At 69.2% G+C, this 21617-nt stretch carries 23 protein-coding genes and 1 tRNA gene; 11 read left to right on the forward strand and 13 right to left on the reverse strand.

The window, feature by feature from the left end:
* Nucleotides 1-2: 2 nt before the first annotated feature.
* From EIP85_RS01120 to EIP85_RS01140, 5 genes are all read right to left on the reverse strand, one after another.
* A complete protein-coding gene (locus EIP85_RS01120; protein WP_127900292.1) occupies nucleotides 3-1775 on the reverse strand; it encodes a sensor histidine kinase in 1773 nt (590 codons plus the stop codon).
* Nucleotides 1776-1821: 46 nt separating this feature from the next.
* Nucleotides 1822-2490 (reverse strand): phosphoribosylformylglycinamidine synthase subunit PurQ, encoded by a 669-nt coding sequence (purQ, locus tag EIP85_RS01125; protein ID WP_127900293.1) that lies wholly within the window; start codon nucleotides 2488-2490, stop codon nucleotides 1822-1824.
* Nucleotides 2491-2766: 276 nt separating this feature from the next.
* On the reverse strand, nucleotides 2767-3807 hold the full coding sequence (locus EIP85_RS01130) for a zinc-dependent alcohol dehydrogenase family protein (RefSeq protein ID WP_127900294.1): 1041 nt from the start codon (nucleotides 3805-3807) through the stop codon (nucleotides 2767-2769).
* A gap of 1 nt (nucleotide 3808) precedes the next feature.
* The gene (gene purS, locus EIP85_RS01135) at nucleotides 3809-4048 is read right to left on the reverse strand and encodes a phosphoribosylformylglycinamidine synthase subunit PurS (protein ID WP_127900295.1); all 240 of its coding nucleotides are present in this window, start codon (nucleotides 4046-4048) and stop codon (nucleotides 3809-3811) included.
* A gap of 11 nt (nucleotides 4049-4059) precedes the next feature.
* Nucleotides 4060-4815 (reverse strand): phosphoribosylaminoimidazolesuccinocarboxamide synthase, encoded by a 756-nt coding sequence (locus EIP85_RS01140; RefSeq protein WP_127900296.1) that lies wholly within the window; start codon nucleotides 4813-4815, stop codon nucleotides 4060-4062.
* 172 nt (nucleotides 4816-4987) lie between these two features.
* On the opposite strand from EIP85_RS01140, the gene EIP85_RS01145 reads away from it, so the two are divergent.
* Nucleotides 4988-5302 (forward strand): DUF1476 domain-containing protein, encoded by a 315-nt coding sequence (locus tag EIP85_RS01145; protein ID WP_127900297.1) that lies wholly within the window; start codon nucleotides 4988-4990, stop codon nucleotides 5300-5302.
* A gap of 206 nt (nucleotides 5303-5508) precedes the next feature.
* Nucleotides 5509-6519 (forward strand): betaine--homocysteine S-methyltransferase, encoded by a 1011-nt coding sequence (gene bmt, locus EIP85_RS01150; RefSeq protein ID WP_127900298.1) that lies wholly within the window; start codon nucleotides 5509-5511, stop codon nucleotides 6517-6519.
* A gap of 162 nt (nucleotides 6520-6681) precedes the next feature.
* On the opposite strand, the gene EIP85_RS01155 is transcribed toward bmt, so the two are convergent.
* Nucleotides 6682-7788, reverse strand: coding sequence for a PA0069 family radical SAM protein (locus tag EIP85_RS01155; RefSeq protein ID WP_127900299.1), 1107 nt, complete (start codon nucleotides 7786-7788; stop codon nucleotides 6682-6684).
* A 159-nt stretch (nucleotides 7789-7947) separates the two neighbouring features.
* Here EIP85_RS01155 and EIP85_RS01160 point away from each other — a divergent pair, with 159 nt between their 5' ends.
* Entirely contained in the window at nucleotides 7948-8643 is a 696-nt protein-coding gene (locus tag EIP85_RS01160; RefSeq protein ID WP_127900300.1) for a corrinoid protein, read from the forward strand.
* 69 nt (nucleotides 8644-8712) lie between these two features.
* Here EIP85_RS01160 and EIP85_RS01165 read toward each other — a convergent pair whose 3' ends face one another.
* Nucleotides 8713-9234: an Hsp20/alpha crystallin family protein gene (locus EIP85_RS01165; protein ID WP_127900301.1), complete on the reverse strand. Its 522-nt coding sequence runs from the start codon at nucleotides 9232-9234 to the stop codon at nucleotides 8713-8715.
* A 220-nt stretch (nucleotides 9235-9454) separates the two neighbouring features.
* Between EIP85_RS01165 and EIP85_RS01170 the strand changes: the two genes are divergently transcribed.
* Complete coding sequence (locus tag EIP85_RS01170; RefSeq protein WP_127900302.1) at nucleotides 9455-10108, forward strand: DUF1638 domain-containing protein; 654 nt, start codon at nucleotides 9455-9457, stop codon at nucleotides 10106-10108.
* 27 nt (nucleotides 10109-10135) lie between these two features.
* Here the strand turns inward: EIP85_RS01170 and EIP85_RS01175 are convergent, their stop codons facing one another.
* On the reverse strand, nucleotides 10136-10564 hold the full coding sequence (locus EIP85_RS01175; RefSeq protein WP_127900303.1) for a SufE family protein: 429 nt from the start codon (nucleotides 10562-10564) through the stop codon (nucleotides 10136-10138).
* Nucleotides 10565-10757: 193 nt separating this feature from the next.
* Here EIP85_RS01175 and EIP85_RS01180 point away from each other — a divergent pair, with 193 nt between their 5' ends.
* Complete coding sequence (locus EIP85_RS01180; RefSeq protein WP_127900304.1) at nucleotides 10758-11234, forward strand: hypothetical protein; 477 nt, start codon at nucleotides 10758-10760, stop codon at nucleotides 11232-11234.
* A 95-nt stretch (nucleotides 11235-11329) separates the two neighbouring features.
* Here EIP85_RS01180 and rnd read toward each other — a convergent pair whose 3' ends face one another.
* From rnd to purM, 3 genes are all read right to left on the reverse strand, one after another.
* Nucleotides 11330-12496 carry a ribonuclease D gene (gene rnd, locus EIP85_RS01185; protein WP_127900305.1) on the reverse strand — a complete coding sequence of 389 codons (1167 nt, stop codon included), beginning with the start codon at nucleotides 12494-12496 and terminating at the stop codon, nucleotides 11330-11332.
* A 144-nt stretch (nucleotides 12497-12640) separates the two neighbouring features.
* Nucleotides 12641-13231, reverse strand: a complete 591-nt coding sequence (purN, locus tag EIP85_RS01190) for a phosphoribosylglycinamide formyltransferase (protein WP_127900306.1) — start codon at nucleotides 13229-13231, stop codon at nucleotides 12641-12643.
* Nucleotides 13228-14271 (reverse strand): phosphoribosylformylglycinamidine cyclo-ligase, encoded by a 1044-nt coding sequence (purM, locus tag EIP85_RS01195; protein WP_127900307.1) that lies wholly within the window; start codon nucleotides 14269-14271, stop codon nucleotides 13228-13230. Before purM ends, purN begins: the two co-directional genes overlap by 4 nt.
* 123 nt (nucleotides 14272-14394) lie before the next feature.
* Between purM and EIP85_RS01200 the strand changes: the two genes are divergently transcribed.
* Together EIP85_RS01200 and EIP85_RS01205 are read left to right on the forward strand one after the other, a co-directional pair.
* On the forward strand, nucleotides 14395-14916 hold the full coding sequence (locus EIP85_RS01200) for a cupin domain-containing protein (RefSeq protein ID WP_127900308.1): 522 nt from the start codon (nucleotides 14395-14397) through the stop codon (nucleotides 14914-14916).
* A gap of 43 nt (nucleotides 14917-14959) precedes the next feature.
* Nucleotides 14960-15036 (forward strand) — tRNA-Ile (locus tag EIP85_RS01205).
* A 232-nt stretch (nucleotides 15037-15268) separates the two neighbouring features.
* Here EIP85_RS01205 and EIP85_RS01210 read toward each other — a convergent pair.
* The gene (locus EIP85_RS01210) at nucleotides 15269-16195 is read right to left on the reverse strand and encodes a sugar kinase (RefSeq protein WP_127900309.1); all 927 of its coding nucleotides are present in this window, start codon (nucleotides 16193-16195) and stop codon (nucleotides 15269-15271) included.
* Nucleotides 16196-16249: 54 nt separating this feature from the next.
* On the reverse strand, nucleotides 16250-17032 hold the full coding sequence (locus EIP85_RS01215; protein ID WP_206615413.1) for a GntR family transcriptional regulator: 783 nt from the start codon (nucleotides 17030-17032) through the stop codon (nucleotides 16250-16252).
* A 120-nt stretch (nucleotides 17033-17152) separates the two neighbouring features.
* Here EIP85_RS01215 and EIP85_RS01220 point away from each other — a divergent pair, with 120 nt between their 5' ends.
* The 4 genes from EIP85_RS01220 to EIP85_RS01235 are packed head-to-tail and all read left to right on the forward strand — an operon-like array spanning nucleotide 17153 to nucleotide 21604.
* Nucleotides 17153-18190: a Gfo/Idh/MocA family protein gene (locus EIP85_RS01220; RefSeq protein ID WP_127900311.1), complete on the forward strand. Its 1038-nt coding sequence runs from the start codon at nucleotides 17153-17155 to the stop codon at nucleotides 18188-18190.
* Nucleotides 18187-19200 carry a Gfo/Idh/MocA family protein gene (locus tag EIP85_RS01225; protein ID WP_206615414.1) on the forward strand — a complete coding sequence of 338 codons (1014 nt, stop codon included), beginning with the start codon at nucleotides 18187-18189 and terminating at the stop codon, nucleotides 19198-19200. Before EIP85_RS01220 ends, EIP85_RS01225 begins: the two co-directional genes overlap by 4 nt.
* On the forward strand, nucleotides 19197-20282 hold the full coding sequence (locus tag EIP85_RS01230; RefSeq protein WP_127900312.1) for a Gfo/Idh/MocA family protein: 1086 nt from the start codon (nucleotides 19197-19199) through the stop codon (nucleotides 20280-20282). Before EIP85_RS01225 ends, EIP85_RS01230 begins: the two co-directional genes overlap by 4 nt.
* A 47-nt stretch (nucleotides 20283-20329) precedes the next feature.
* Nucleotides 20330-21604, forward strand: a complete 1275-nt coding sequence (locus EIP85_RS01235) for an ABC transporter substrate-binding protein (RefSeq protein ID WP_241559854.1) — start codon at nucleotides 20330-20332, stop codon at nucleotides 21602-21604.
* The last annotated feature ends 13 nt before the right edge of the window (nucleotides 21605-21617 follow it).

Raw genomic sequence — 21617 nt, forward strand, 5'->3', positions numbered from 1 at the left:
ACCTACTCCGCTGCCTGCACATCCTCGGTGAGGATGGGCAATTGGATTTCGAAGACCGCGCCCCCGCCTTCTGCGTTGCGCGCGGTCAGTCTTCCGCCCAAGTCCTTGACGATGCCCGAGGAGATGGCAAGACCCAGGCCCACACCCTCGCCCGGCTTCTTGGTCGTGTAGAACGGTTCGAAAAGCGCCTCGAGATCCTTGATGCCGTGGCCGTTGTCGCGGACCGTCAGCGTCGCCGTCTCGCCCGCCGTCAGCAGGATGTCGATCTGCGGTTCGGCGACGGTCTTGGTCGCATCGAGCGCGTTTCGGAGCAGGTTGATGATCACCTGTTCGTAACGGATGGGATCGGCCATCACCATCACCGGCTCGCGCGGCAGGGTACGGGTGATCTTCACGGCGCGGATCTTCAGCTGCGGCTCCATCATCGACAAAGCCGTTGAAACACAATGCCTTGCATCGACCGGCTCGAATGCCGTGCCGCCCTTCCGGGCATAGGACTTGAGCTGGCGGGTGATCGCGCCCATGCGCTCGATAAGGTCGTCGATGCGCTGGAAGGACGACAGCGCCTCTTCCGCCCGCTTGCGCAGGAGCAGGAGCCGGGCGCCGGCGAGATAGGTCTTCATAGCCGCGAGCGGCTGGTTCAGCTCGTGGCTGACGGCAGCGGCCATCTCGCCGAGGGCGGCGAGTTTCGAGCTTTGGGCCAGTGTCTGCTCGGCCACGGCGAGGTCCTTCTGGGCCTTCTCGCGTTCGGCGATTTCCCGCTGGAGCCTTGCGTTCAGCTGGCGCAGTTCCGCCGATTCTCTCTGGAAGAGCGCGGACTTACGGTTCGCGCGGCGGGAGAGGAAATAGAAGGTCACCGCCAGCAGGATGGCGAATCCCATGATCTCGAGCGCGAGGACGGCGTTCACCTGCTCGCGGATCGAGTCGTAGCGGGTGAAGGACGTGAGCTTCCAGCCGCGGAACGGGATCGCCGCTGAGTTCTGCATCACCGCGAGGCCGCGCAGGTAGGCGTCAGGCCTGACCTGGGTCCAGTTCCAGTCGGAGGTGACGTTCCAGGCGCGCTCGATGGCGGAGGGCGCGTCGCGCACGGCGAGCGCGTCGGTCAGCTTCAGCCCGCGCCAGCGCGGTTCCGTCGACAGGATCACCTTGCCCTGGCTGTCGGTGACGACGACGGCATCGGAGAAGCCGGCCCAGCTGCGTTCGAACTTGTTGAGGTCGACCTCGACCACGATGACGCCGATGACGCTGTTGTTGTTGCTGAGCGCCCGGGAATAGGTGAACTCGAAGCCGGCCGATTTGCGCGGATAGACGGAAAACACTGAATCCTGAGACCGTTGCGCGTCGACGAAGGCGGGCGTGGATTTCAGGTTCTGGCCGATGCGCTTGCGGTCGGTGGCGGCGACGACGCGGCCGTCGGCATCCAGAAGCAGGATCGCGGCGGCGTCGATCTCGGTCTGAAGCGAGATCAGGCGCTGCGAGGTGGAGGTGAAATCCCCCGTGGTCAGCGCCTTGATCAACGCCGGGTCGCGGGCAAGCAGGAGCGGCACGACGGAGTTGCGCTGCAGCTCGCTCATCACGTTGCCGGAGTAGAGCGCGAGGCGAAGCTGGGCGCGGTTGCGCGTGGTCTCTGTAAATCGCTGGGTGAGCGCCGCGTTGGTGATGTAGACCAGCGCGATGGCGACGAGGACGAGGACGCCGACGATGCCGCGGGCGATCCACCGGCGGCGCCGGCGGGTGTCCGATCGGAAAGCGTCTTCGCTGTCGGGGGTACTCATGTCCGCAATTTACGCCCCCCGGGGCGCCGCCTCAAGCGGCCTCGGCTCAGGCGGGCGCCAGGGCGCCGGCCAATGCGCGGAAGAGCGCCAGCCCGTCGTCGCCGCCCTGGGCGCGGTCGATCGCGCGCTCGGGGTGGGGCATCATGCCGAGGACGCGGCGGTTGGCCGAGAGGATGCCGGCGATGTCGCCCATCGAACCGTTGGGATTGTCGACATAGCGGAAGGCCACGCGGTCCTCCCCTTCCAGCCGGGCGAGAGTTTCGGCGTCGGCGGTGTAGTTGCCGTCGTGATGGGCGACAGGGATCGAAACGGTGTCGCCCGGCTTCCAGCCCTGGGTGAAGGCGCTGTCGGCGGTGGAGACGGAAAGCGCGGTGCGGCGGCAGACGAACTTCAGCCCTGCGTTGCGCATCAGCACGCCCGGCAGGAGGCCGAATTCGGTGAGGACCTGGAAGCCGTTGCAGATGCCGAGGACATAGCCGCCCTTCTGCGCGTGTTCGAGCACGGCGGAGGAGATCGGCGAGCGCGCGGCGATGGCGCCGCAGCGGAGGTAGTCACCGAAGGAGAAGCCGCCCGGGATGCCGACGATATCGGTGCCGGCGGGCAGCTCGGTGTCCTTGTGCCAGACGCGGGAGACCTCGATCCCGGCGGCCTCGAACCCTCCGGCGAGGTCGCGGTCGCAGTTCGATCCCGGGAAGGTGATGACGGCGGCTTTCATGGGCGGCTCTCCCCTGTGCTCCGATGCGGCTGCGGTACTGCAAAACGGGCGGAGCTGCTAGGGGAAATCGGCCGGAGAGGTCCAGTTAGCCCCCGGCCCGGGACAAGGCGCGCAGCGCCGCCGGGCCAACGCCCGTCCGCCCCGGAGGCCGGGCGCGTTTGGTGAGCCAGCAATCGGGCGCGACGAAAGGGTTCGTTAAACCGTAAACAAACAGATCCGCATTGCCCCGAGCGCCCAACCGCGGACGGTCCCCGGCCCTCCTCGGTGTGGGGTGGCTCAGGCCGAAAAGTCCGTGATGACGGCGACGCCGGGGGCGGTGGGGCCGTCGAAGGCGGCCAGCTCGGCCGAGGCGTCGGACAGGCCGACGCGGCGGGCGATCAGGGGGGAGAGGTCGAGCCTCTGCGCCTCGATCAGGCTAAAGAGGCTCGGGTAGCGCCAGCCGGGCATTCCGCGCGTGCCGTAAAGTGCGAGCTGGCCGGAATAGACGGCGTCCATCGGGATCGCCATGGTCAGGTGATCGCCCGCCGGCATGCCGATCTGCACCATGCGGCCGAGCTTCCTCAGGCTGCGGATCGCGGCGACGGTCGTGGCCTCGATTCCCAGCGCCTCCACCGCGACATGGGCGCCGCCGCCGGTGATCTCGCGCACCGCGGCGGCCGCGTCGCCGGCGCGGGCGTCGATCGTGGCGTCGGCGCCGAGGCGTTCGGCATAGGTGAGTTTTTCGGGCACCACGTCGACCATCGCGACCTTCGCCCCGATCGCCTTGGCGAGCATCAGCGCGGAGAGCCCGACGCCCCCTGCCCCGTGGACCGCCAGCCATTCACCCGGCGCCAGCGCGGCGCGCCCGGTGAGCGCGTGCCAGGCGGTCGTCACCCGGCAGCCCATCGCGGCGGCAAGCGCGGGGTCGAGCCCCTCGGGAAGCCGCGCGAGGTTGGTGTCGGCATGCGGCACGGCGATCCGCTCGGCAAAGGCGCCGGGCGCGTTGAAGCCGGGAAGGACCTGGGTCGCGCAGGTGGTCTGCTGGCCGGCGCGGCAGGCCGGGCAGCTGCCGCAGGCAAGGATGAAGGGCGCGATCACGCGGTCGCCCTTGCGCCAGCCGGTCACCAGCGGGCCGACCTCCTCCACCACGCCGCAATATTCATGGCCCGGCACATGCGGCAGCGGCGAGGGGTCGGCGCCGGTCCAGACGTGCCAGTCGGAGCGGCAGATGCCACAGGCAAGGATGCTGAGTACCACGCCGTCGGGCGGGCATTCCGGCTCCGCCAGCGCCGCGATCTCGAGCGGCGCGCGGAACCCGGTCAGCAGCGCCGCGCGCATCTCAGGCGAGCTCGACCGAGTACTGCTCGATCACGGTGTTGGCGAGGAGCTTCTCGCACATCGCCTTCACCTCGGCCTCGGCCGCGGCGCGGTCGGTGGCGGCAAGGTCGAGCTCGATCACCTTGCCCTGGCGGACGCCTTCGACGCCGGAAAACCCGAGCGTGCCGAGCGCGTGGCGGATCGCCTCGCCCTGCGGGTCGAGGACGCCTTCCTTCAGCATGACGTGGACGCGGGCTTTCATCGCAGGGCCTCTCAGTTGATCAGGGTCGGCTTGCCGGAATGGGTGACGTTGACGGGCAGCACGCCCAGGCGCTGGGCAAGCTCGGCATAGGCCTCGGGCGGGCCGCCAAGTTCCACCGGCTCGTCCTCGGTCGCGCCGGGGGCGCGCATGTCCCAGAGCCGGCAGCTGTCGGCGGAGATCTCGTCCGCGACGATCAGGCGCTGGTAGTCGCCCTCCCAGATCCGGCCGACCTCGATGGAGAAATCCGCAAGCCGGATGCCGACGCCCATCATCACGCCCGACATGAAGTCGTTCACCCGCAGCGCCAGCGCCACCATGTCGTCGAGGTCCTGCTGGCCGGCCCAGCCGAAGGCGATGATATGTTCTTCGGTCACCAGGGGGTCGCCGAGCTTCTCGTCCTTGAAGTAGAATTCCACCACCGGGCGCGGCAGGGCCATGCCGACGGGAATGCCCAGCCGTTCCGACAGCGCGCCGGCGGCGAAGTTGCGCACCACGACCTTGAGCGGGATGATCTCCACCGCGCGGATCAGCTGCTCGCGCATGTTGATGCGGCGGATGAAATGCGTCGGCACCCCGATGGCGTTGAGCCCGGTCATGAAGAATTCCGACAGGCGGTTGTTGAGCACGCCGCGGCCCTCGACCACGTCGCGCTGGTTGGGCGCGGCGGCGTTGCCGTCGTCCTTGAAGTATTGCACCAGCGTGCCCGGCTCCGGACCCTCATAGAGGATCTTCGCCTTGCCTTCGTAAATCTTCTTGCGCCGCGCCATTTGTGCTCCGGATGACCGCGCGCCGGGGGTGCGGCCGCTGTGGCACGCTATATTCCAAGGCCGGGACTGCCGCAAGGCGAAGGCGGGGCCGTCCGATCAGCGCCGGGACGGGCTTGTTCGGCGGCGCGCCGATCCTCATATCCGGAAGGTGACATCCACCGGAGGAGGACCGATGAGCACGTTCGACGACCGCGAGAACGCCTTCGAGGCGAAATTCGCCTTCGACAGCGAGCTTCAGTTCCGCGCCGAGGCGCGGGCCAACAAGCTTCTCGGCCTCTGGGCCGCGGGTCTGATGGGCAAGACCGGCGCGGAGGCGGATGCCTATGCCGCGCTGGTGGTGAAATCCGATTTCGCCGAGGCCGGCGAAGAGGACGTGGTCCGGTTCGTGGCCAAGGGGCTTGGCGATCGTGCCGACCTCGCCGCGATCCGCCTCAAGCGTGCCGAATGCCTGGCCCAGGCCAAGGCGCAGCTCGCCTCCGAGGGCTGACCGCCCCGGCCCTGCGGGCCGTAAAGCGCCGGCGGGCCGCGGGCCGGCCGGCTGCCGGGCCGTACCCCCCGGGGTCCGCTGCACGATGATCGGGTCCCCTGCATGATGATGAGGAGGATTGCGGCATTGCGCCCCCTCGCGCGCCATGCGAGGAGGGTGCGCAGTCAATCGGGGCGCGGCCGGCGCCCAATGAACGGGGGCCCGCGATGAGCGATCTTCTCTCCAAGCTGCTGGCGGAGCGCGACTGGCTTATGGCCGATGGCGCGACCGGCACCAATCTCTTCAACATGGGCCTCGAGGCCGGCGAAGCGCCGGAGCTGTGGAACGAGGCCAAGCCCGAGAATATCCGCGCGCTCTACCGGGGCGCGGTGGAGGCGGGCAGCGACATCTTCCTGACCAACTCCTTCGGCGGCAACGCGGCGCGGCTGAAGCTGCACAACGCGCAGGGCCGCGCCCGCGCGCTGAACCGGATCGCGGCCGAGCTTGGCCGTGAGATCGCCGATGCGGCGGGCCGCCCGGTCGTCGTCGCGGGCTCGATGGGCCCGACGGGCGAGATCATGGCGCCGATGGGCAGCCTGACGCATGAGTCCGCGGTGGAGATCTTCCACGAGCAGGCCGAGGGGCTGAAGGAGGGCGGGGCCGACGTGCTCTGGGTCGAGACGATCTCGGCGCCCGAGGAATATGCCGCGGCGGCGGAGGCCGCGCGGCTGGCCGGCATGCCCTGGTGCGGCACGATGAGCTTCGACACTGCCGGGCGGACGATGATGGGCGTGACTTCGGCCGCGATGGTCGATCTGGTCGAGAAGCTGCCGAACCCGCCGCTGGCCTTCGGCGCCAATTGCGGCGTCGGGGCGTCGGACCTGATGCGAACGCTTCTGGGTTTCGTCGCGCAGGGCACCGAGCGGCCGATCATCGCCAAGGGCAACGCCGGGATCCCGAAATACCACGACGGGCACATCCATTACGACGGAACGCCGGCGCTGATGGCGGAATATGCCGTGCTCGCGCGCGACGCGGGCGCGAAGATCATCGGCGGCTGCTGCGGCACGATGCCGGAGCACCTGAAGGCCATGCACAAGGCGCTGAGCGAGCGCCCGCGCGGTCCGCGCCCGACGCTGGAGCGGATCGCCGAGGTGCTCGGGCCGTTCTCCTCTGCCTCGGACGGGACCGGCGACGATGCGGGCGCGCCCCGCGAACGCCGCCGCCGGCGCGGCTGAGGCCCGGTTCAGGGACGACATTCAGGGACGACAAGGGGGGCGGGCGGCCGGGAACGGCCCCTGCCCCTTTCCTTTGCGCCCTGTGCCTTGCGTCCCAGCCGGGGTGCCGCGCCGTCGGGCCCGAAGCCGGTGGCAGTCGGTGCGGACCGTATTCCGGCCCGCTCAGAGATCGAGGCTGAGCTGGTCGCCGGGCTTTGCGGGCACGCGGAACAGGTCGGTCCGGAGCGGCGCCTGCTTCGCGTCGAAGCCGAGCCGGCGCTGCGCCTGCGCGAAGCGCTGCGCCATCAGCTCTGCCCAGAGCCCCTCGCCCCGCATCCGTTTGCCCCATTCCGGATCGTAGTCTCGCCCGCCGTGAAGCTCGCGCACCCGGCCCATGACATGGGCGGCGCGGTCGGGGTAATGCGTTTCCAGCCAGTCGCGGAAAAGGCCCGAGACCTCCAGCGGCAGGCGCAGTGAAATGTAGGACGCGGTGCTGGCGCCGGCGGCGCGGCCGGCCTCCAGGATCGCCTCCAGCTCGTGATCGCTGAGCGCCGGGATCAGCGGCGCGGCCATGACCCGGACGGGAATGCCCGCCTCGGTCAGCCGCCGGATGGTGGCAAGGCGCCGCGCCGGCGCGGGCGTCCGGGGTTCCATGCTGCGGGCGAGCGCGGGGTCGAGCGTCGTCACCGAGATCCCGACATGGGCGAGGCCCCGCGCCGCCATCGGCGCGAGGATGTCGATGTCGCGTTCGATCAGCGTGCCCTTGGTGACGATGCCGACCGGGTGGTTGAAGGCGGACAGGACCTCGAGGATCTCGCGCATCACCCGGTAGCGCGACTCGATCGGCTGGTAGGGGTCGGTGTTGGTGCCGATGGCAAGCACCTTCGACGTGTAGCGCCTGGCCGAGAACTCCTTTGCCAGCACTGCGCCGATCCCCGGCCGGGCGATCAGCCTGGTCTCGAAATCCAGCCCCGGCGAGAGGCCGAGATAGGCATGGCTCGGCCGCGCGAAGCAGTAGATGCAGCCATGCTCGCAGCCGCGATAGGGGTTGATCGAGCGGTCGAAGGGCACGTCGGGCGAGGCGTTCCGCGACATGGCCGAGCGCGGGCGTTCCAGCGTCACCTCGGTCCGCGACAGGCGGTCCTCCTCGGGGATCTCCCAGCCGTCATGCTCACTTACCCGGCGCGTGGCCTCGAACCGCCCGGAGGCGTTCGAGCCGGCGCCGCGGGCGCGCAGGCGGAGATGGGAAGGGAGCGTGGCTTCGTCGGGCATGGGCGAAATATGGAACATTTGAGGAACCTTCACCAGAAGTTTCCTCTGCCCTGCCCCCGATCCGGCCCGCCAGGGGAGTTGAAGTCGTTGATGACGCGGTGCATGTCGTAATCCGGACAGTCGCATCGGACCTTTGGTCGCATTGAGGGCCGACAAGCGCGATCTCGGAGCAGGGACATGGCCGACGAAGAAGACATCATCCTGTCGGAGCTATCGGACGACGAACTCGTCCTTCAGATGCACGACGACCTCTATGACGGCCTCAAGGAAGAGATCGAGGAGGCCGTGAACATCCTGCTCGGCCGCGGCTGGGCGCCCTATGACGTGCTGACCAAGGCGCTGGTCGCGGGCATGACCATCGTCGGCTACGACTTCCGCGACGGCATCCTGTTCGTGCCGGAAGTGCTTCTCGCCGCCAACGCGATGAAGGCCGGCATGGCGATCCTGAAGCCGCTTCTGGCGGAGACCGGCGCGCCGCGCATGGGCAAGATGGTGATCGGCACCGTGAAGGGCGACATCCACGACATCGGCAAGAACCTTGTCTCGATGATGATGGAAGGCGCCGGGTTCGAGGTCGTCGATCTCGGGATCAACAACGCGGTCGAGAAGTACCTCGACGCGCTGGAAGCCGAGAAGCCGGACATCCTCGGCATGTCGGCGCTGCTGACCACGACCATGCCCTACATGAAGGTCGTGATCGACACGCTGAAGGAAAAGGGCATGCGCGACGATTACGTCGTTCTTGTGGGCGGCGCGCCCCTGAACGAGGAATTCGGCAAGGCGATCGGCGCCGACGCCTATTGCCGCGACGCGGCCGTGGCGGTCGAGACCGCCAAGCAGTTCATGAGCCGCAAGCACAACCAGACGGCCTGAGGCCGGCTGACTCAAGGTTTGCGAAAGGGCCCCTCGCGGGGCCCTTTTTACGTCTGAAGGGCCGGCTGGTCAGGCGGCCTTCACCTCGATCTTCTTCTCGCTCGCGATGGCCTTTTCGGACTTCGGCAGTGTCACGGTCAGCACGCCGTTGGCGAAGCTCGCCTCGATCTTGTCTGCATCGACGCTGTCAGGCAGCAGGAAGCTGCGCTGGAACCTGCCGTAGCGGCGTTCGGACATGTAGGAGTCGGTCTTTTCCTCCGTCTTCTCCTCGGTCTTCTCGCCGCTGATCGTGACCGCTCCGCCGGCGACCTTCACCTCGACATTGTTCCGGTCGATCCCCGGCAGTTCCGCCGTGATGCGGTAGCCGCCGTCCTGCTCGACGATGTCGACAGCCGGCGAAAGCTGCCATTCGGGCAGGCCAGGCCATGTCGCGGGGATGGCCGCCGTCGGCCGCCACCAGCCGGGTGTGTAGTCCTCGAAGAGCCGGTTCATCTCGCGCCGCAGCGCGTCGAACGGGGCCCAGACCTCCGGCGTGCGCGCGGCGGGCGGCCCGCCCGTCTTGACTTCAAGCTTCGTGGATTTCTCTGCCATTTCGTCCTCCGTATCCTCGGGCGTCCTGCCCCGCTTGGCAGTGCCCTTGCACAAAGATGGAACCCGCGCCCTCGACCGCGGACGGCTTTCTTGTCATTGCGGCACGGGTAGCGCCGGGACGGGGCGAGTCGCGATGACGCAGATCAAATCCGGAATGACGCCCGCTGACTTGCCGGGACGGCCCGGGACGGCTACCTCGACAGGCAAAGGGGAACGCACCATGCCAGAGCCCGACGACCAGATGCTGACCGAGACGGGCCTTGCCCCCGAGGCCCCCGGCCGGGCCGGCGCCCGTGGCCAGGTGCTGCTTCTGGCCTGCGGGGCGCTGGCGCATGAGATCCTCGCGCTGAAGCGGGCGAACGGCTGGACGCATCTGGATCTGATGTGCCTGCCCGCGAAGCTTCACCTCTGGCCGGACCGCATCCCCGCGGCCGTGGAGGCGGCGGTGGCAGAACACCGCGGCGCCTACGAGACGATCTTCGTCGTCTATGCCGACTGCGGCACCGGCGGGCTTCTGCAGGCCAAATGCGCAGAGCTGGGCGTGGAGATGGTCGAGGGGCCGCATTGCTATTCCTTCTTCGAGGGCAATGCCGTCTTCGCCGAGCGGGCGGAGGATGAATTCGACGCCTTCTACCTGACGGATTTCCTGGTCCGCCAGTTCGATGCCTTCGTCTGGAAACCGATGGGACTGGGCCGCCATCCCGAGCTGCGCGACATGCTGTTCGGCAATTACTCCAAGCTGGTCTACCAGGCGCAGACCGAGGATCCGGCGCTGGAGGCGAAGGCGCGGGACTGCGCGGCGCGGCTTGGCCTTGCCTATGAGCGGCGGTTTACTGGATACGGCGATCTGGCCAGCGCGCTGGCGCGGGTCTGAAGGCCGGGGGCCGGGCCGGACAGGGGGTCAGGCCGCAGCGGCCTCGGCGGCAGTCTCGCGGATGCGCTGGACCATGGCGCGCAGCCCGTTGGAGCGCTGCGAGGAGAGGTGTTCGTCCAGACCCAGCCGGGCAAGCTCGGCCCCGGCATCGGTCGCCGTGACCTCGGCCAGGGTCTGCCCGGCGTAGAGCGCGTGGAGAACGGCGATCAGGCCGCGGACGATAAGCGCATCGCTGTCGCCCTCGAAATCGAAGCGGGCGGAGGGGCCCTGCCCTTCGATCCGCGGCAGGATCCAGACCTGGCTGGCGCAGCCGTTCACCTTGGTCGCGGGCACCTTCAGGGCGTCGTCCATCGGCGGCATCGCCTTTCCCAGCTCGATGACATGGCGGTAGCGCTCCTCCCAGTCGTCGAGGAAGTCGAAGGTGTCGGCGATGTCTTCGAAGGCGGGGCTGGCCATGATCTCTCCGGTCTTTGGGCCTGAGGTAAGCCGCGGGCGGCCAAAGGTCCAGCCCTCGCCGGGCCGCGTGCCCTTGGGCGGCGCCCGTGCCCTCGCAGGGACGTGCGCGGGGAACCCGTGGCCCGGACGCGCGGAGCCGCTTTTCAATTCGCGCGGATTGGGCTACCCAAGGCCGGAGCGAGGGGAGAGACGCATGAAGAAACCGCTGCTTGGCGCGCTTGGACTGGCCCTGGTGGTCAGCGGTTGCGGCTTCGGTCAATCGCGTTTCAACCCGGTGAACTGGTTCGGGCCGTCGAAGAAGACCGTGGTCAGCACGGTCGACCCGGTGACCGGCGTACCACTGGCCAAGCCGGACCCGCGCGGTCTGGTCGCCGATGTCTCCACGATGCGGGTGGAAGCCGTGCCGGGCGGCGTGATCGTGCGCGCCACCGGCCTGCCGCCGACGCAGGGCTGGTGGGACGGCGCGCTTCTGGCGGAGAATGACGGCAAGCCGGTGAAGGGCGTCCTGACCTTCCGTTTCGTCGTCGTGCCGCCAGCGGAACCTACGCCGAGCTCCACCCCCCGCTCGCGCGAGCTGACGGTGGCGGTGCATCTGACCGATTTCCAGCTGGCCGGAGTGCGGGCGATCACCGTGACCGGCGCCAACAACGCGCGCACCGCCCGGCGCTAAGCCGCACGGGCCCGGCAGGCGGGCGCCATTCGTCGAGGTTTGCAGGAAGAACGCGAGCGGCCCGGGCGTGCCGTCGCGCAGAGGCAGGCGCGGCCCTAGAGCCGCACCACCTTCACGTCATTGCCCTTGGCCGAGAGCGCGATCTCGCCCCGGCAGAGGCGCAGCGCGTCGTCGCCGAAGACCTCCGCCCGCCAGCCGGCGAGCGCGGGCAGGTCCCGCACCCCCGCCGCCAGCGCGTCAAGATCGGAGGCAGAGGCGATCAGCTTCGGCGCGACGCCGGTGCTTTCGGCCTTGGCCTTCAGCAGCACGCGCAGAAGATCGGCCAGCGCCGGGTTCACCTGCAACTGGTCGCGCCCGTTCGGCACCTTGGGCATCGCGTCCGGCTTCGCCGAAAGCCCCGCCTTCACCGCGGCGAGGATGCCGTCGGCGATCTCCCCCCGGCGCGCCTCGCGCAGCAGAAGCCGCGAACGACCGAGTTCCTCGGGCGTCGTCGGGCGGGTGGAGGCGAGTTCCAGCAGCGCGTCGTCCTTGAAGACGCGCGAGCGCGGGATGTTGCGGGCCTGGGCGTGGGTCTCGCGGAAGCGCGCGAGCTCGCGCACCAGCGAGAGGAATTTCGAGGAGTTGGTACGGGTCTTCACCCGGCGCCAGGCCTCTGCCGGATCGACGGTATAGGTCGCCGGATCGGTCAGCACGCCAAGCTCCTCCGCCACCCATTTCTGGCGGCCGGACTTGGCGATCTGGGCGGCGAGATGTTCGTAGATCACGCGCAGATGGGTGACGTCGGCCAGCGCATAGGTCAGCTGCGCCTCGCTGAGCGGGCGGTGCGACCAGTCGGTGAAGCGCGAGGTCTTGTCGAGCGGCTGCTTGGCGATCTTTCTGACCAGCGTCTCGTAGCCGACCTGCTCGCCGAAGCCGCAGACCATGGCGGCGACCTGGGTGTCAAAGAGCGGCTTCGGGAAGACCTTGCCCTCGACATAGAAGATCTCGAGATCCTGACGCGCGGCGTGGAAGACCTTCACCGTGCCTTCATGGCGGAAGAGGTCGTAGACCGGCTCCAGTGAAAGCCCCTCGGCCAGCGGGTCGACGAGGACCGCGTCGCCGTCATTCGTATCCTCCGCACCGGGGATCGCCATCTGGATGAGGCAGAGCTTGGACCAGTAGGTCCGTTCGCGCAGGAACTCGGTGTCGACGGTGACGTAGGGGGCGGCTTTGGCGGCCTCGCAGAAGCGGGCGAGGTCTTCAGTCTCGGTGATCAGATGCATCCGGGTTCCGGCAAGAGTTGGCCACGGGGTCATCCCGCCGCCCCGCTATAGGTTGTGCCGGGCGGAAAGGGAAGAGCTTGAAAGCATTGGATTGCGCGGGCCGGTCACGCGGGCAGCCGGGCTGCGCGGAGGGCCGCTCAACGCTCAGGGCAGGAAGATCGGGCTGCGATCACCGGCGGCGAAGCGGCGCAGCGTCGCGGGGTACAGGATGTGTTCCTGCACCAGCACCCGCGCGGCCAGCGTGTCGGCCGTGTCGCCCGGCAGGATGGGCACCCGGGCCTGCCCGAGGATGGGGCCCGCGTCGAGGTCCTGCGTGACCTCGTGGGTGGTGCAGCCGGCCTCGGTGTCGCCTGCGTCCAGCGCGCGCTGGTGGGTGTGAAGGCCGGGGTATTTCGGCAGCAGCGACGGGTGGATGTTCAGCATCCGCCCCTCGAACCGGGCGATGAAGGCCGGCGTCAGGATTCGCATGAAGCCCGCCAGGCAGATGATGTCGGGCCCGGCCGCCAGAAGCGGCTCCAGCAGCGCCGCCTCGAAGGCCGCGCGGTCGCCCCGGAACGGGCGGTGGTCGATGGCGGCGGTGGCGATGCCCATCTCGGCGGCCTTCTTCAGCCCGCCCGCCTCCGGATCGTTGGACAGAACCAGCACCGGCCGGCCCGGATGATCGCCTGTCATCGAGCGGACCAGCGCCACCATGTTGGAACCGCCGCCCGAGATCAGGATGGCGATGCGCTTCACTTCAGGCGGCCGGAGTAGCGGACGCCCTGCCCTTTCACCACATGGCCGATACGGGTGACGGTCTCGCCCTCGGCGGTCAGAAGCGACTCGAGCGCCGCCGCGCGGTCGGCGGCCACGACAACGACCATGCCGATCCCGGCGTTGAAGGTCTTCAGAAGCTCCGGCTCGGCGATCCCCGCCGTCTCCGCCAGCCAGCGGAAGACCGGGGGGAGCGCCCAGCTGCCCAGGTCGATCTCTGCCCCCAGCCCCTCGGGGAAGACGCGCGGCAGGTTCTCGGTCAGCCCGCCGCCGGTGATATGGGCGAGGCCGTGGACGCCGCCGGCGCGGATCGCGGCAAGCGCCGGCTTCACATAGAGCTTCGTCGGCGCGAGAAGCGCCGCGCCGAGCGTGCCCGGCCCGAATGGCGACGGCGCGTCCCAGCCGAGGCCGGCGAGTTCCACCACCTTGCGGACCAGCGAATAGCCGTTCGAATGCACCCCCGAGGAGGCGAGGCCGAGAAGCACGTCGCCCTCCGCCACGCCGGCGGGCAGGTCGGCCCCACGCTCCATCGCGCCGACGGCGAAGCCGGCGAGGTCGAAGTCGTCCCTGGCGTACATGCCGGGCATTTCCGCCGTCTCACCGCCGACCAGCGCGCAGCCGGATCGGGCGCAGCCCTCGGCGATGCCCTCGACGATGGAGGCGGCCTGCTCGACCTCCAGCTTGCCGGTGGCGAAATAGTCGAGAAAGAGCAGCGGCTCGGCCCCCTGGCAGACGAGATCGTTCACGCACATGGCGACGAGGTCGATGCCGATGGTGGCGACGTTGCCGGTGTCGATGGCGATGCGCAGCTTGGTGCCCACGCCATCGGTCGCGGCGACGAGGATCGGGTCCTGGTAGCCCGCGGCCCTGAGATCGAAGAGCGCGCCGAAGCCGCCGAGGCCCGCCATGGTGCCGGGCCGCGCCGTGCGCGCGGCGGCGGGCTTGATCCGCTCCACCAGCGCATTGCCGGCGTCAATGTCGACCCCCGCCTGAGAGTACGTCAGACCGTTCTTCGCGCTCATCGCCCGCCCTCGCATGTCTCGCCGCCCGCATAGACGATCCCGCGCGCCGCTGCAACGCGCCAGGCTTGCCTTGGGGCGCGGGAACGATAGCTTGCGCAAAGACCGACACGGGGGGAGGCGGAGATGAGCGAGAGACCGGACTGCATCGCGCATTGGAGCGAGATCGAGGCAGAGACCGCGCGGAGCTACCGCGGCGACGACGAGGCGATGGAGATTGACGCCGATTTCGGCCGCCGCTTCGGGCTGACCCGGCTGGGTATTCACCACGACCGGCTGCCGCCCGGGCACCGCACCTCCTACCCCCATGCCGAGAGCGCAGAGGAGGAGTTCGTCTACGTGATCTCCGGCACGCCCGATGTCTGGATTGACGGGGTGCTGCACCGGCTCGGGCCCGGCGATGCGGTGGGCTTTCCGGCCGGGACCGGGCTCTGCCACACCTTCCTCAACAACACCGGGGAGGACGTGGCGCTTCTGGTCGTAGGCGAGAAGCCGAAAGCGGAGAACCGGATCTACTATCCGCTGAACCCGGAGCAGAAAGCGAGCCGCGACGACTGGTGGGAAGATCCGCCGCAGCGCCCGCTCGGGGCCCATGACGGGCTGCCCGACCGCGTGCGCGCCTGGCGGGCCGGCGGGCCGAAGCCCTGAGCCGCTTGACCGCCGCCCCACCCGGGGCTAGGCAGACCGCGCCGGGCCTGTAGCTCAATTGGTCAGAGCAGGGCGCTCATAACGCCTTGGTTGGGGGTTCAAGTCCCTCCGGGCCTACCATTTTCCCCGGCAGACTGGTCCGTGCAGCGCGCCTAGACGCACCGCGCGGAAGAGGGCCGGCGCCCGTCCGCGGGTGGGCGCTCGCGGCCCGGTGAATCTTTCCGTTTATGGCGTGAAGAACACTTCAGGTTTGCCGGGGCGGCGAACCCATCAAAAGCGCCCATCCGTCCGGGCGGACAGGCGCTGGCCCGGCGGGCTGCGCCCGCTGTCTCGGGCCATTGGTGAGGTTAACTCAGCCCGCCTCGCGGAAGGCGCCGCGGAAGCCCACGACCTCTCGCGCGGTCTCGTGGCCGGCGGAAAGCGCCGCCTGCGCCCCCTGCCCCGCAAGATAGGCCGCGAGGAAGCCGCCGTTGAAGCTGTCGCCCGCCGCCGTCGTGTCCACGACGGTCTCGGCCGGGGCGTAGCTGCCGGGCGCAATTGCGGGGTCAAGCGGCAGGGGGCCCGTGGCGCCGCGCTTCAGCGCGCCCTCGCGCAGGCCGTAGGTGCGCAGGCGGGCCAGCGTCACCGCTGCGTCGCTTTCGCCGAAAAGCGCCTGCTCGTCGTCGATCGAGGGCAGGCCGATGTCGGTCAGCCGCCAGAACCGGGCGATCCAGTCCCGCCCGGCCTCTGCCGAGGGCCAGAGCCGGGGGCGCCAGTTCGAATCGAAGGCGACGCGCACGCCGCGCGCCCGTGCCTCGGCCAGCCAGTCGGCCAGCGCCCCACGCACCGCCTCGGGCAGGATCGCCAGCGTGATGGCCGAGAGGTAGATCACGTCGAACCCCTCCAGCGCGGCGAAGGAGATCCCCTCTGCCGTCTGGAACATCCGCCGCGCGGCGGAGGTCTCGCGCCAGTAGAGGAAGCTCCGCTCGCCCTCGGCATCGGTGGTGATGGCGTAGAGGCCGGGCAGACGCTCGGGGTCGCGCGCGATGCGCGAGACATCGAGGTTTTCCGAGGCCATGAAGGCCAGCGCCGCGTCCGAGAACGGATCGGTGCCCATCGCGGTGACATAGGCGACCGCGCCGCCACGCAGGGCGCGGCGCAGGTAGATCGCCGTGTTCAGCGTGTCTCCGGCATAGGCGATGCGCGGGTCCGCCTGGCCCGGGCCGCTGAAGCTCAGCTCGATCATCGCCTCGCCGACGCAGGCGACGCGCGGGGCCCCCGGGGTCTTGGTGCTGGTCATATCTGGTCTCTCATGGGCTTGGCGCGCCGATACCGCCTGCTCGGGCCGCCGAGGTCAAGCGCCGAGGGGTGCCGGGGCGGCCGGGCGGTCGAAATAATCGGCGTGGCGGTCGACCAGGGTCGAGAGCACGCCGAGGATCGAGCGCATGTGGGTCAGCGCGGCAGCCACCGCGCGCGGACCGTCGCGGCCACGGATCGCGGCGAGGATGGCGCGATGCTCGGCCAGCAGCTCTCCCAGGTGGCCGCGGTCGCGCAGCGAGAGGACACGCAGCCGGTCAAGCTGCATCTTCTCATGCTCCAGCACGTGGGCGGCGCGGGGAAAGCCGGTGGCGCGGGCGAGAGCCAGATGGAAGTCGTCATCGGCATCCTGGAAGGCAAGATCGTCGCCCGCCTCGATCGCGGCGGCCTGGGCGGCCAGCGTGATCTCGATCCCCGCGGCGGCCTCGGCCGTCAGCCCCTTGGAGGCGAGATGCGAGACATTGGCCACCTCCAGCGCCTCGCGCAGGAAGCGGGCCTCGCGGATCTTGTCCTCGTTCAGGCGGGTGACGAAATTGCCCCGGCTCGGCAGCGTCGTGACGAGCCCCGCGTCGCGCAGCTGGGCCAGCGCCTCGCGCACCGGGGTGCGGCTGGCGCCGAAGCGCGTGCCGAGGTCGGATTCAGAAAGCGCGCAGCCCGGGGGCAGGTCCATCCGCAGGATGGCCATTTTCAGCGCCACGAAAATCTGCGATCCGGCCGGCCGCGTCGGGTCGAGCCGCGGCAGAACGAGTCCCGGCGCCTCCGCCGTCACGCTTTCCGCAACGCCGCCGCCCTGTCCAGATTCCGTGTTTGATACCAACAACTTGCTCTCAGGCATAAGGTCCCCCGGACCAGACTAGTATGCCAGTATACAGGACAATTGCAACCAGTATACCGGTATGGTATCCCGTGACCAAGCAGGATTCGAAGCACCGGGGGAGCAATGAGGGTCGCGCTGATCGGGCTGGGGATGGTGGCCAATACGCATGTCGAGGCGATTGCCGCGACCGCGGGCCGCATCGAGCTGGCCGGCGTTTCCTCCGCCCACCCCGAAAAGGCCGCAGCTTTCGCCGACAAGGTCGCGCCGCTCCTGGGCGCCAGCCCGCGGATCTATGCCGATACCGCAGAGGTCGCCGCCGATCCCGACATCGATTTCGTCATCCTCGCGACACCGCCGAATGCGCGGATGGAACAGGTGACGCTTCTCGCCGGCGCCGGAAAGCCGATCCTGATGGAAAAGCCGATCGAGCGGACGGCGGCGGCCGCGCGCGCGATCGTGGAGACCTGCGAGGCGGCGGGCGTGCCGCTGGGCATCGTGCTGCAGCACCGGATGCGGGCCTCTGCCAAGGCGCTTTCCTCCATGCTGGCCGAGGGCCGGCTGGGCGACCTGGGCCTGGTCGAGATCATGGTGCCCTGGTGGCGGGCGCAGAGCTATTACGACGCGCCGGGCCGCGGAAGCTATGCCCGCGACGGCGGCGGGGTGCTGATCTCGCAGGCGATCCACACGCTCGACCTGGCGCTGAGCCTGACCGGCCCGGTCGCCCGGGTGCAGGCGATGGCGCGCACGACGAAGCTGCACCGGATGGAATCGGAGGACGTCGTCACCGCCGGGCTCGATTTCGAAAGCGGCGCGGTGGGCAGCCTCTTCGCCTCCACCGCCAGCCACCCGGGCGGCGCGGAGACGATCACGCTGCATGGCACCGAGGGCTCGGCCCGGCTGATTGGCGGGCTTCTGGAGATCACCTGGCGTGATGGCCGCGTGGAACAGATCGGCGCGGCGGCGGGCACTGGCGGCGGGGCCGATCCGATGGCCTTCACACATGAGTGGCACCAGGCGATCCTCGAGGATTTCGCCGGGGCCCTTGAAACCGGCCGCGACCCCGCCGTCAGCGGCCGCGCGGCGCTGGCCGTGCATGACCTGATCGAGGCGCTGGTCACCTCCTCTGCCGAGGGCCGCGCCATAACCCTGGAGACCCGATGAAGCCCTTGCGTTTTGCCGCCCTCGGCATCGACCACCGCCATATCTTCGGCATGGCGCAGAACATGATGGAGGCCGGCGCGGAGTTCGTCGGCTGGTGGACGGAGGGCACGCCGGAGACGCTGGAGGGCTTCGAGAAGCGCTTCGCGGACGTGCCGCGGATCGCCTCGCGGGAAGACATCCTGGCCGACGATACGCTGGACCTGATCCTGGTCGCCGCGATCCCGGCCGACCGGGCCGAGCTGGCCGTCGCCGCGATGCGGGCGGGCAAGGACGTGATGGTCGACAAGCCCGGCTGCGTGACGCTGGATCAGCTTGCCGAGATCAAGGCGGTGCAGGCGGAGACCGGGCGGATCTGGTCGGTCGATTTCTCCGAACGCTTCGAGGTGCCCGCGGTGACGCGGGCGGCCGAGCTGGTGGCGGAGGGCGCCATCGGCAAGGTCGTGCAGACCCTGGGTATCGGGCCGCACAGGCTGAACGCGCCGAGCCGGCCCGAGTGGTTCTTCCGGCGCGAGGCCTATGGCGGGATCATCACCGATATCGGCTCGCACCAGTTCGACCAGTTCCTGTTCTTCACCGGCTCGACCGATGCGAAGGTGGAATGGGCGACGGTCGCCAATCACGGCAATCCCGAATGGCCCGGCTTGCAGGATTTCGGCGAGATCGTGCTGCGCTCGGACAAGGGCCACGGCTATATCCGGGTCGACTGGTACACCCCCGACGCACTGCCGAACTGGGGCGACGGGCGGCTCACGATCCTCGGGACCGAGGGTTATATCGAGCTCAGGAAATACGTCGACGTCGGCGGGGTCGAGGGGACGGATCACCTGATCCTCGTCAACGGCACGCGCTGCGAGAAGATCCAGTGCAGCGACGCGGGCCTTCCCTATTTCGCCCGCCTCGCCGCCGATATCCGCGACCGGACCGAAACCGCCATGCCGCAGGCCCATGCCTTCAAGGTGATGGAGCTGGCTATCACCGCGCAGATGATGGCCGAGGGGCGGCTGAAATGATCCGCGTCGCGATCATCGGTGCCGGGATCGGGCGCGAACATCTGGCCGGCTACCGCGCCCTGCCCGAGCTCTACGAGGTGGCAGCCCTGGTCGACCTCGACACCGAACGCGCGCGCACCGTCGCGGGTCCCGGCCCGATCCGGATCGAAAGCCGGATCGAGGCGGTGATGGAAGATCCGGCGATCGACCTGATCGACGTCTGCCTGCCGCCGCATCTGCATCTGCCGGTCTCCGTACAGGCACTGGAGGCGGGCAAGCATGTGATCTGCGAGAAGCCGCTGGTCGCCTCGCTTGCCGATGCCGACCGGCTGCTGGCGGCGATGGCGGCCTCGGGCAAGCGGCTGACGCCGGTTTTCCAGTACCGCTATGGCCCCGCGATGGCGCAGCTGCGCGCGCTGACCGAGGCCGGGCTGACCGGCAAGGCCTATGCGGCGAGCCTTGAGACCCACTGGAACCGCGGCGCGGGATATTACGACAACCCCTGGCGCGGCACCTGGAAAGGCGAGAACGGCGGCGCCGTCCTCGGCCATGCGATCCACAACCACGACCTGATGATGATGGTCATGGGGCCCGTCAGCCGGCTTTCGGCCTTTACCGCGACCCGGGTGAACGGGATCGAGACGGAGGACTGCGCCGCGATCAGCTTCGAGATGGCCTCCGGCGCGCTCGCCACCTCCTCGATCACGCTCGGTGCGGCGACGGACGAGACCCGCATCCGTTTCTGCTTCGAGGGGCTGACGGCGGAATCGGGCTCTGCGCCCTATGCGCCGGCGACGGGCAACTGGCGCTTTCTGGCCCGCGCGCCGCACGAGCAGGCGGCCGTGGACGCGGTGCTGGCCGGGGTCTCACCCGGGCCCGCCGGGTTCGCGGGGTTCCTGGAGGCGAATGCCGCGGCCCTCGCAGGCCAGCCGGGACGGGAGGTGACCGCGGAGGACGGTCGCCGCTCGATCGAGCTGGTGGCCGCGATCTACCAATCCGCCCGCGAGGGGCGGGCCGTGCGCTTGCCGCTCGGCCCGGACGCGCCACTTTATGCGGGCTGGACGCCGACGACTGGGGGGGTACCCTCGGGCAAGCACGCCTGATGCAAACAGCCGGGACCCGAAACCCGGCATCTTTAGGGAGGAAGATGATGACGAAACTCAGAACCGCATTCGCGGCCGCGGCCACGGCGGCCCTGCTCGCCCCGGCGGCACAGGCCTTCGATCTGCATTTCATGTGCTACCAGGACGGCAACCAGTGCGATGTCCTGACCCAGCTGGTGAAGGGCTTCGAGGCCAAGCACCCCGACATCAACGTCAAGGTCGACACGGTCCCCTACAAGGCGATCCTCGAGACGCTGCCGGTCGAGCTGGCCGCCGGCACCGGCCCGGACCTCGCCAAGGTCACCGACCTCGGGGGTCTGCACAAATATTACCTCGACCTCTCGCCCTACGTGGACAAGGCCTATTGGGACAAGGCCTTCGGCAAGACGCTCGACTGGTATCGCGGCGGGCCGAATGACCATGGCATCTACGGCATGCATGCCCAGCTGACCATCACCGGCGCCTTCATCAACAAGACGCTCTTCGACCAAGCCAAGGTGCCTGTGCCCGGCAAGGACGCGACCTGGGCCGACTGGGCCAAGGCCGCGCGCAAAGTCGCCAAGGCCACCGGCACCAAGTACCCGATGGCGATGGACCGCTCCGGCCACCGCTTCGCCGGGCTCGCGATCCCCTATGGCGCCAAGTATTTCGACGCCAAGGGCAATCCCGAATTCTCCGACCCGGGCTTCGCCGCCGCCGCCAAGCAGTTCGTTGCCTGGAACAAGGACGGCACGATGGACCGCCAGGTCTGGGCTGGCCAGGGCGGGGCGAGCTATGCCGATGCCACCAAGGAATTCATGAGCGGCGATCTGGTGTTCTACTATTCCGGGTCCTGGCAGGTGCAGAAGTTCGACAAGCAGATCGGCGACGCCTTCGACTGGGAAGTGGTGCCCGCCCCCTGCGGCCCGGCGGGCGCGGGCAGCTGCTCCGGCATGCCGGGCGGCGCGGGCTTCGTGGGCTTCAAGCAGACCAAGCATCCGAAGGCCGTGGCCGAGCTTCTCGACTACCTCGCCCAGCCCGCGAATTACGAGGTGCTTGAGGCCAAGTCGCTGTCGATCCCGGCCAATACCGTGGTCGCCGCCAAGGGCGTGAAATACGAGGGCGCCGACGCCGCCGCCTCCAAGGCGCTCAACGCCTTCGCGGCGCAGGTGCCGACGATCTCTCCGGTGGGCTTCGCCTATCAGGGCTACGCCGGCAACCGGGCGATGTTCAACATCACCGTCACCCGGCTGACCCAGGCGATCGTGGGCGAGCTGTCGCTGAAGGAGGCGCTGGCGCGGATGGGCGACGACCTCAAGCAGGCGGTCGCCGCGTCCAAGTAACCCCAGAGCCGAG

It is taken from the genome of Solirhodobacter olei (assembly GCF_004010155.1).
Classification (GTDB): domain Bacteria; phylum Pseudomonadota; class Alphaproteobacteria; order Rhodobacterales; family Rhodobacteraceae; genus Solirhodobacter; species Solirhodobacter olei.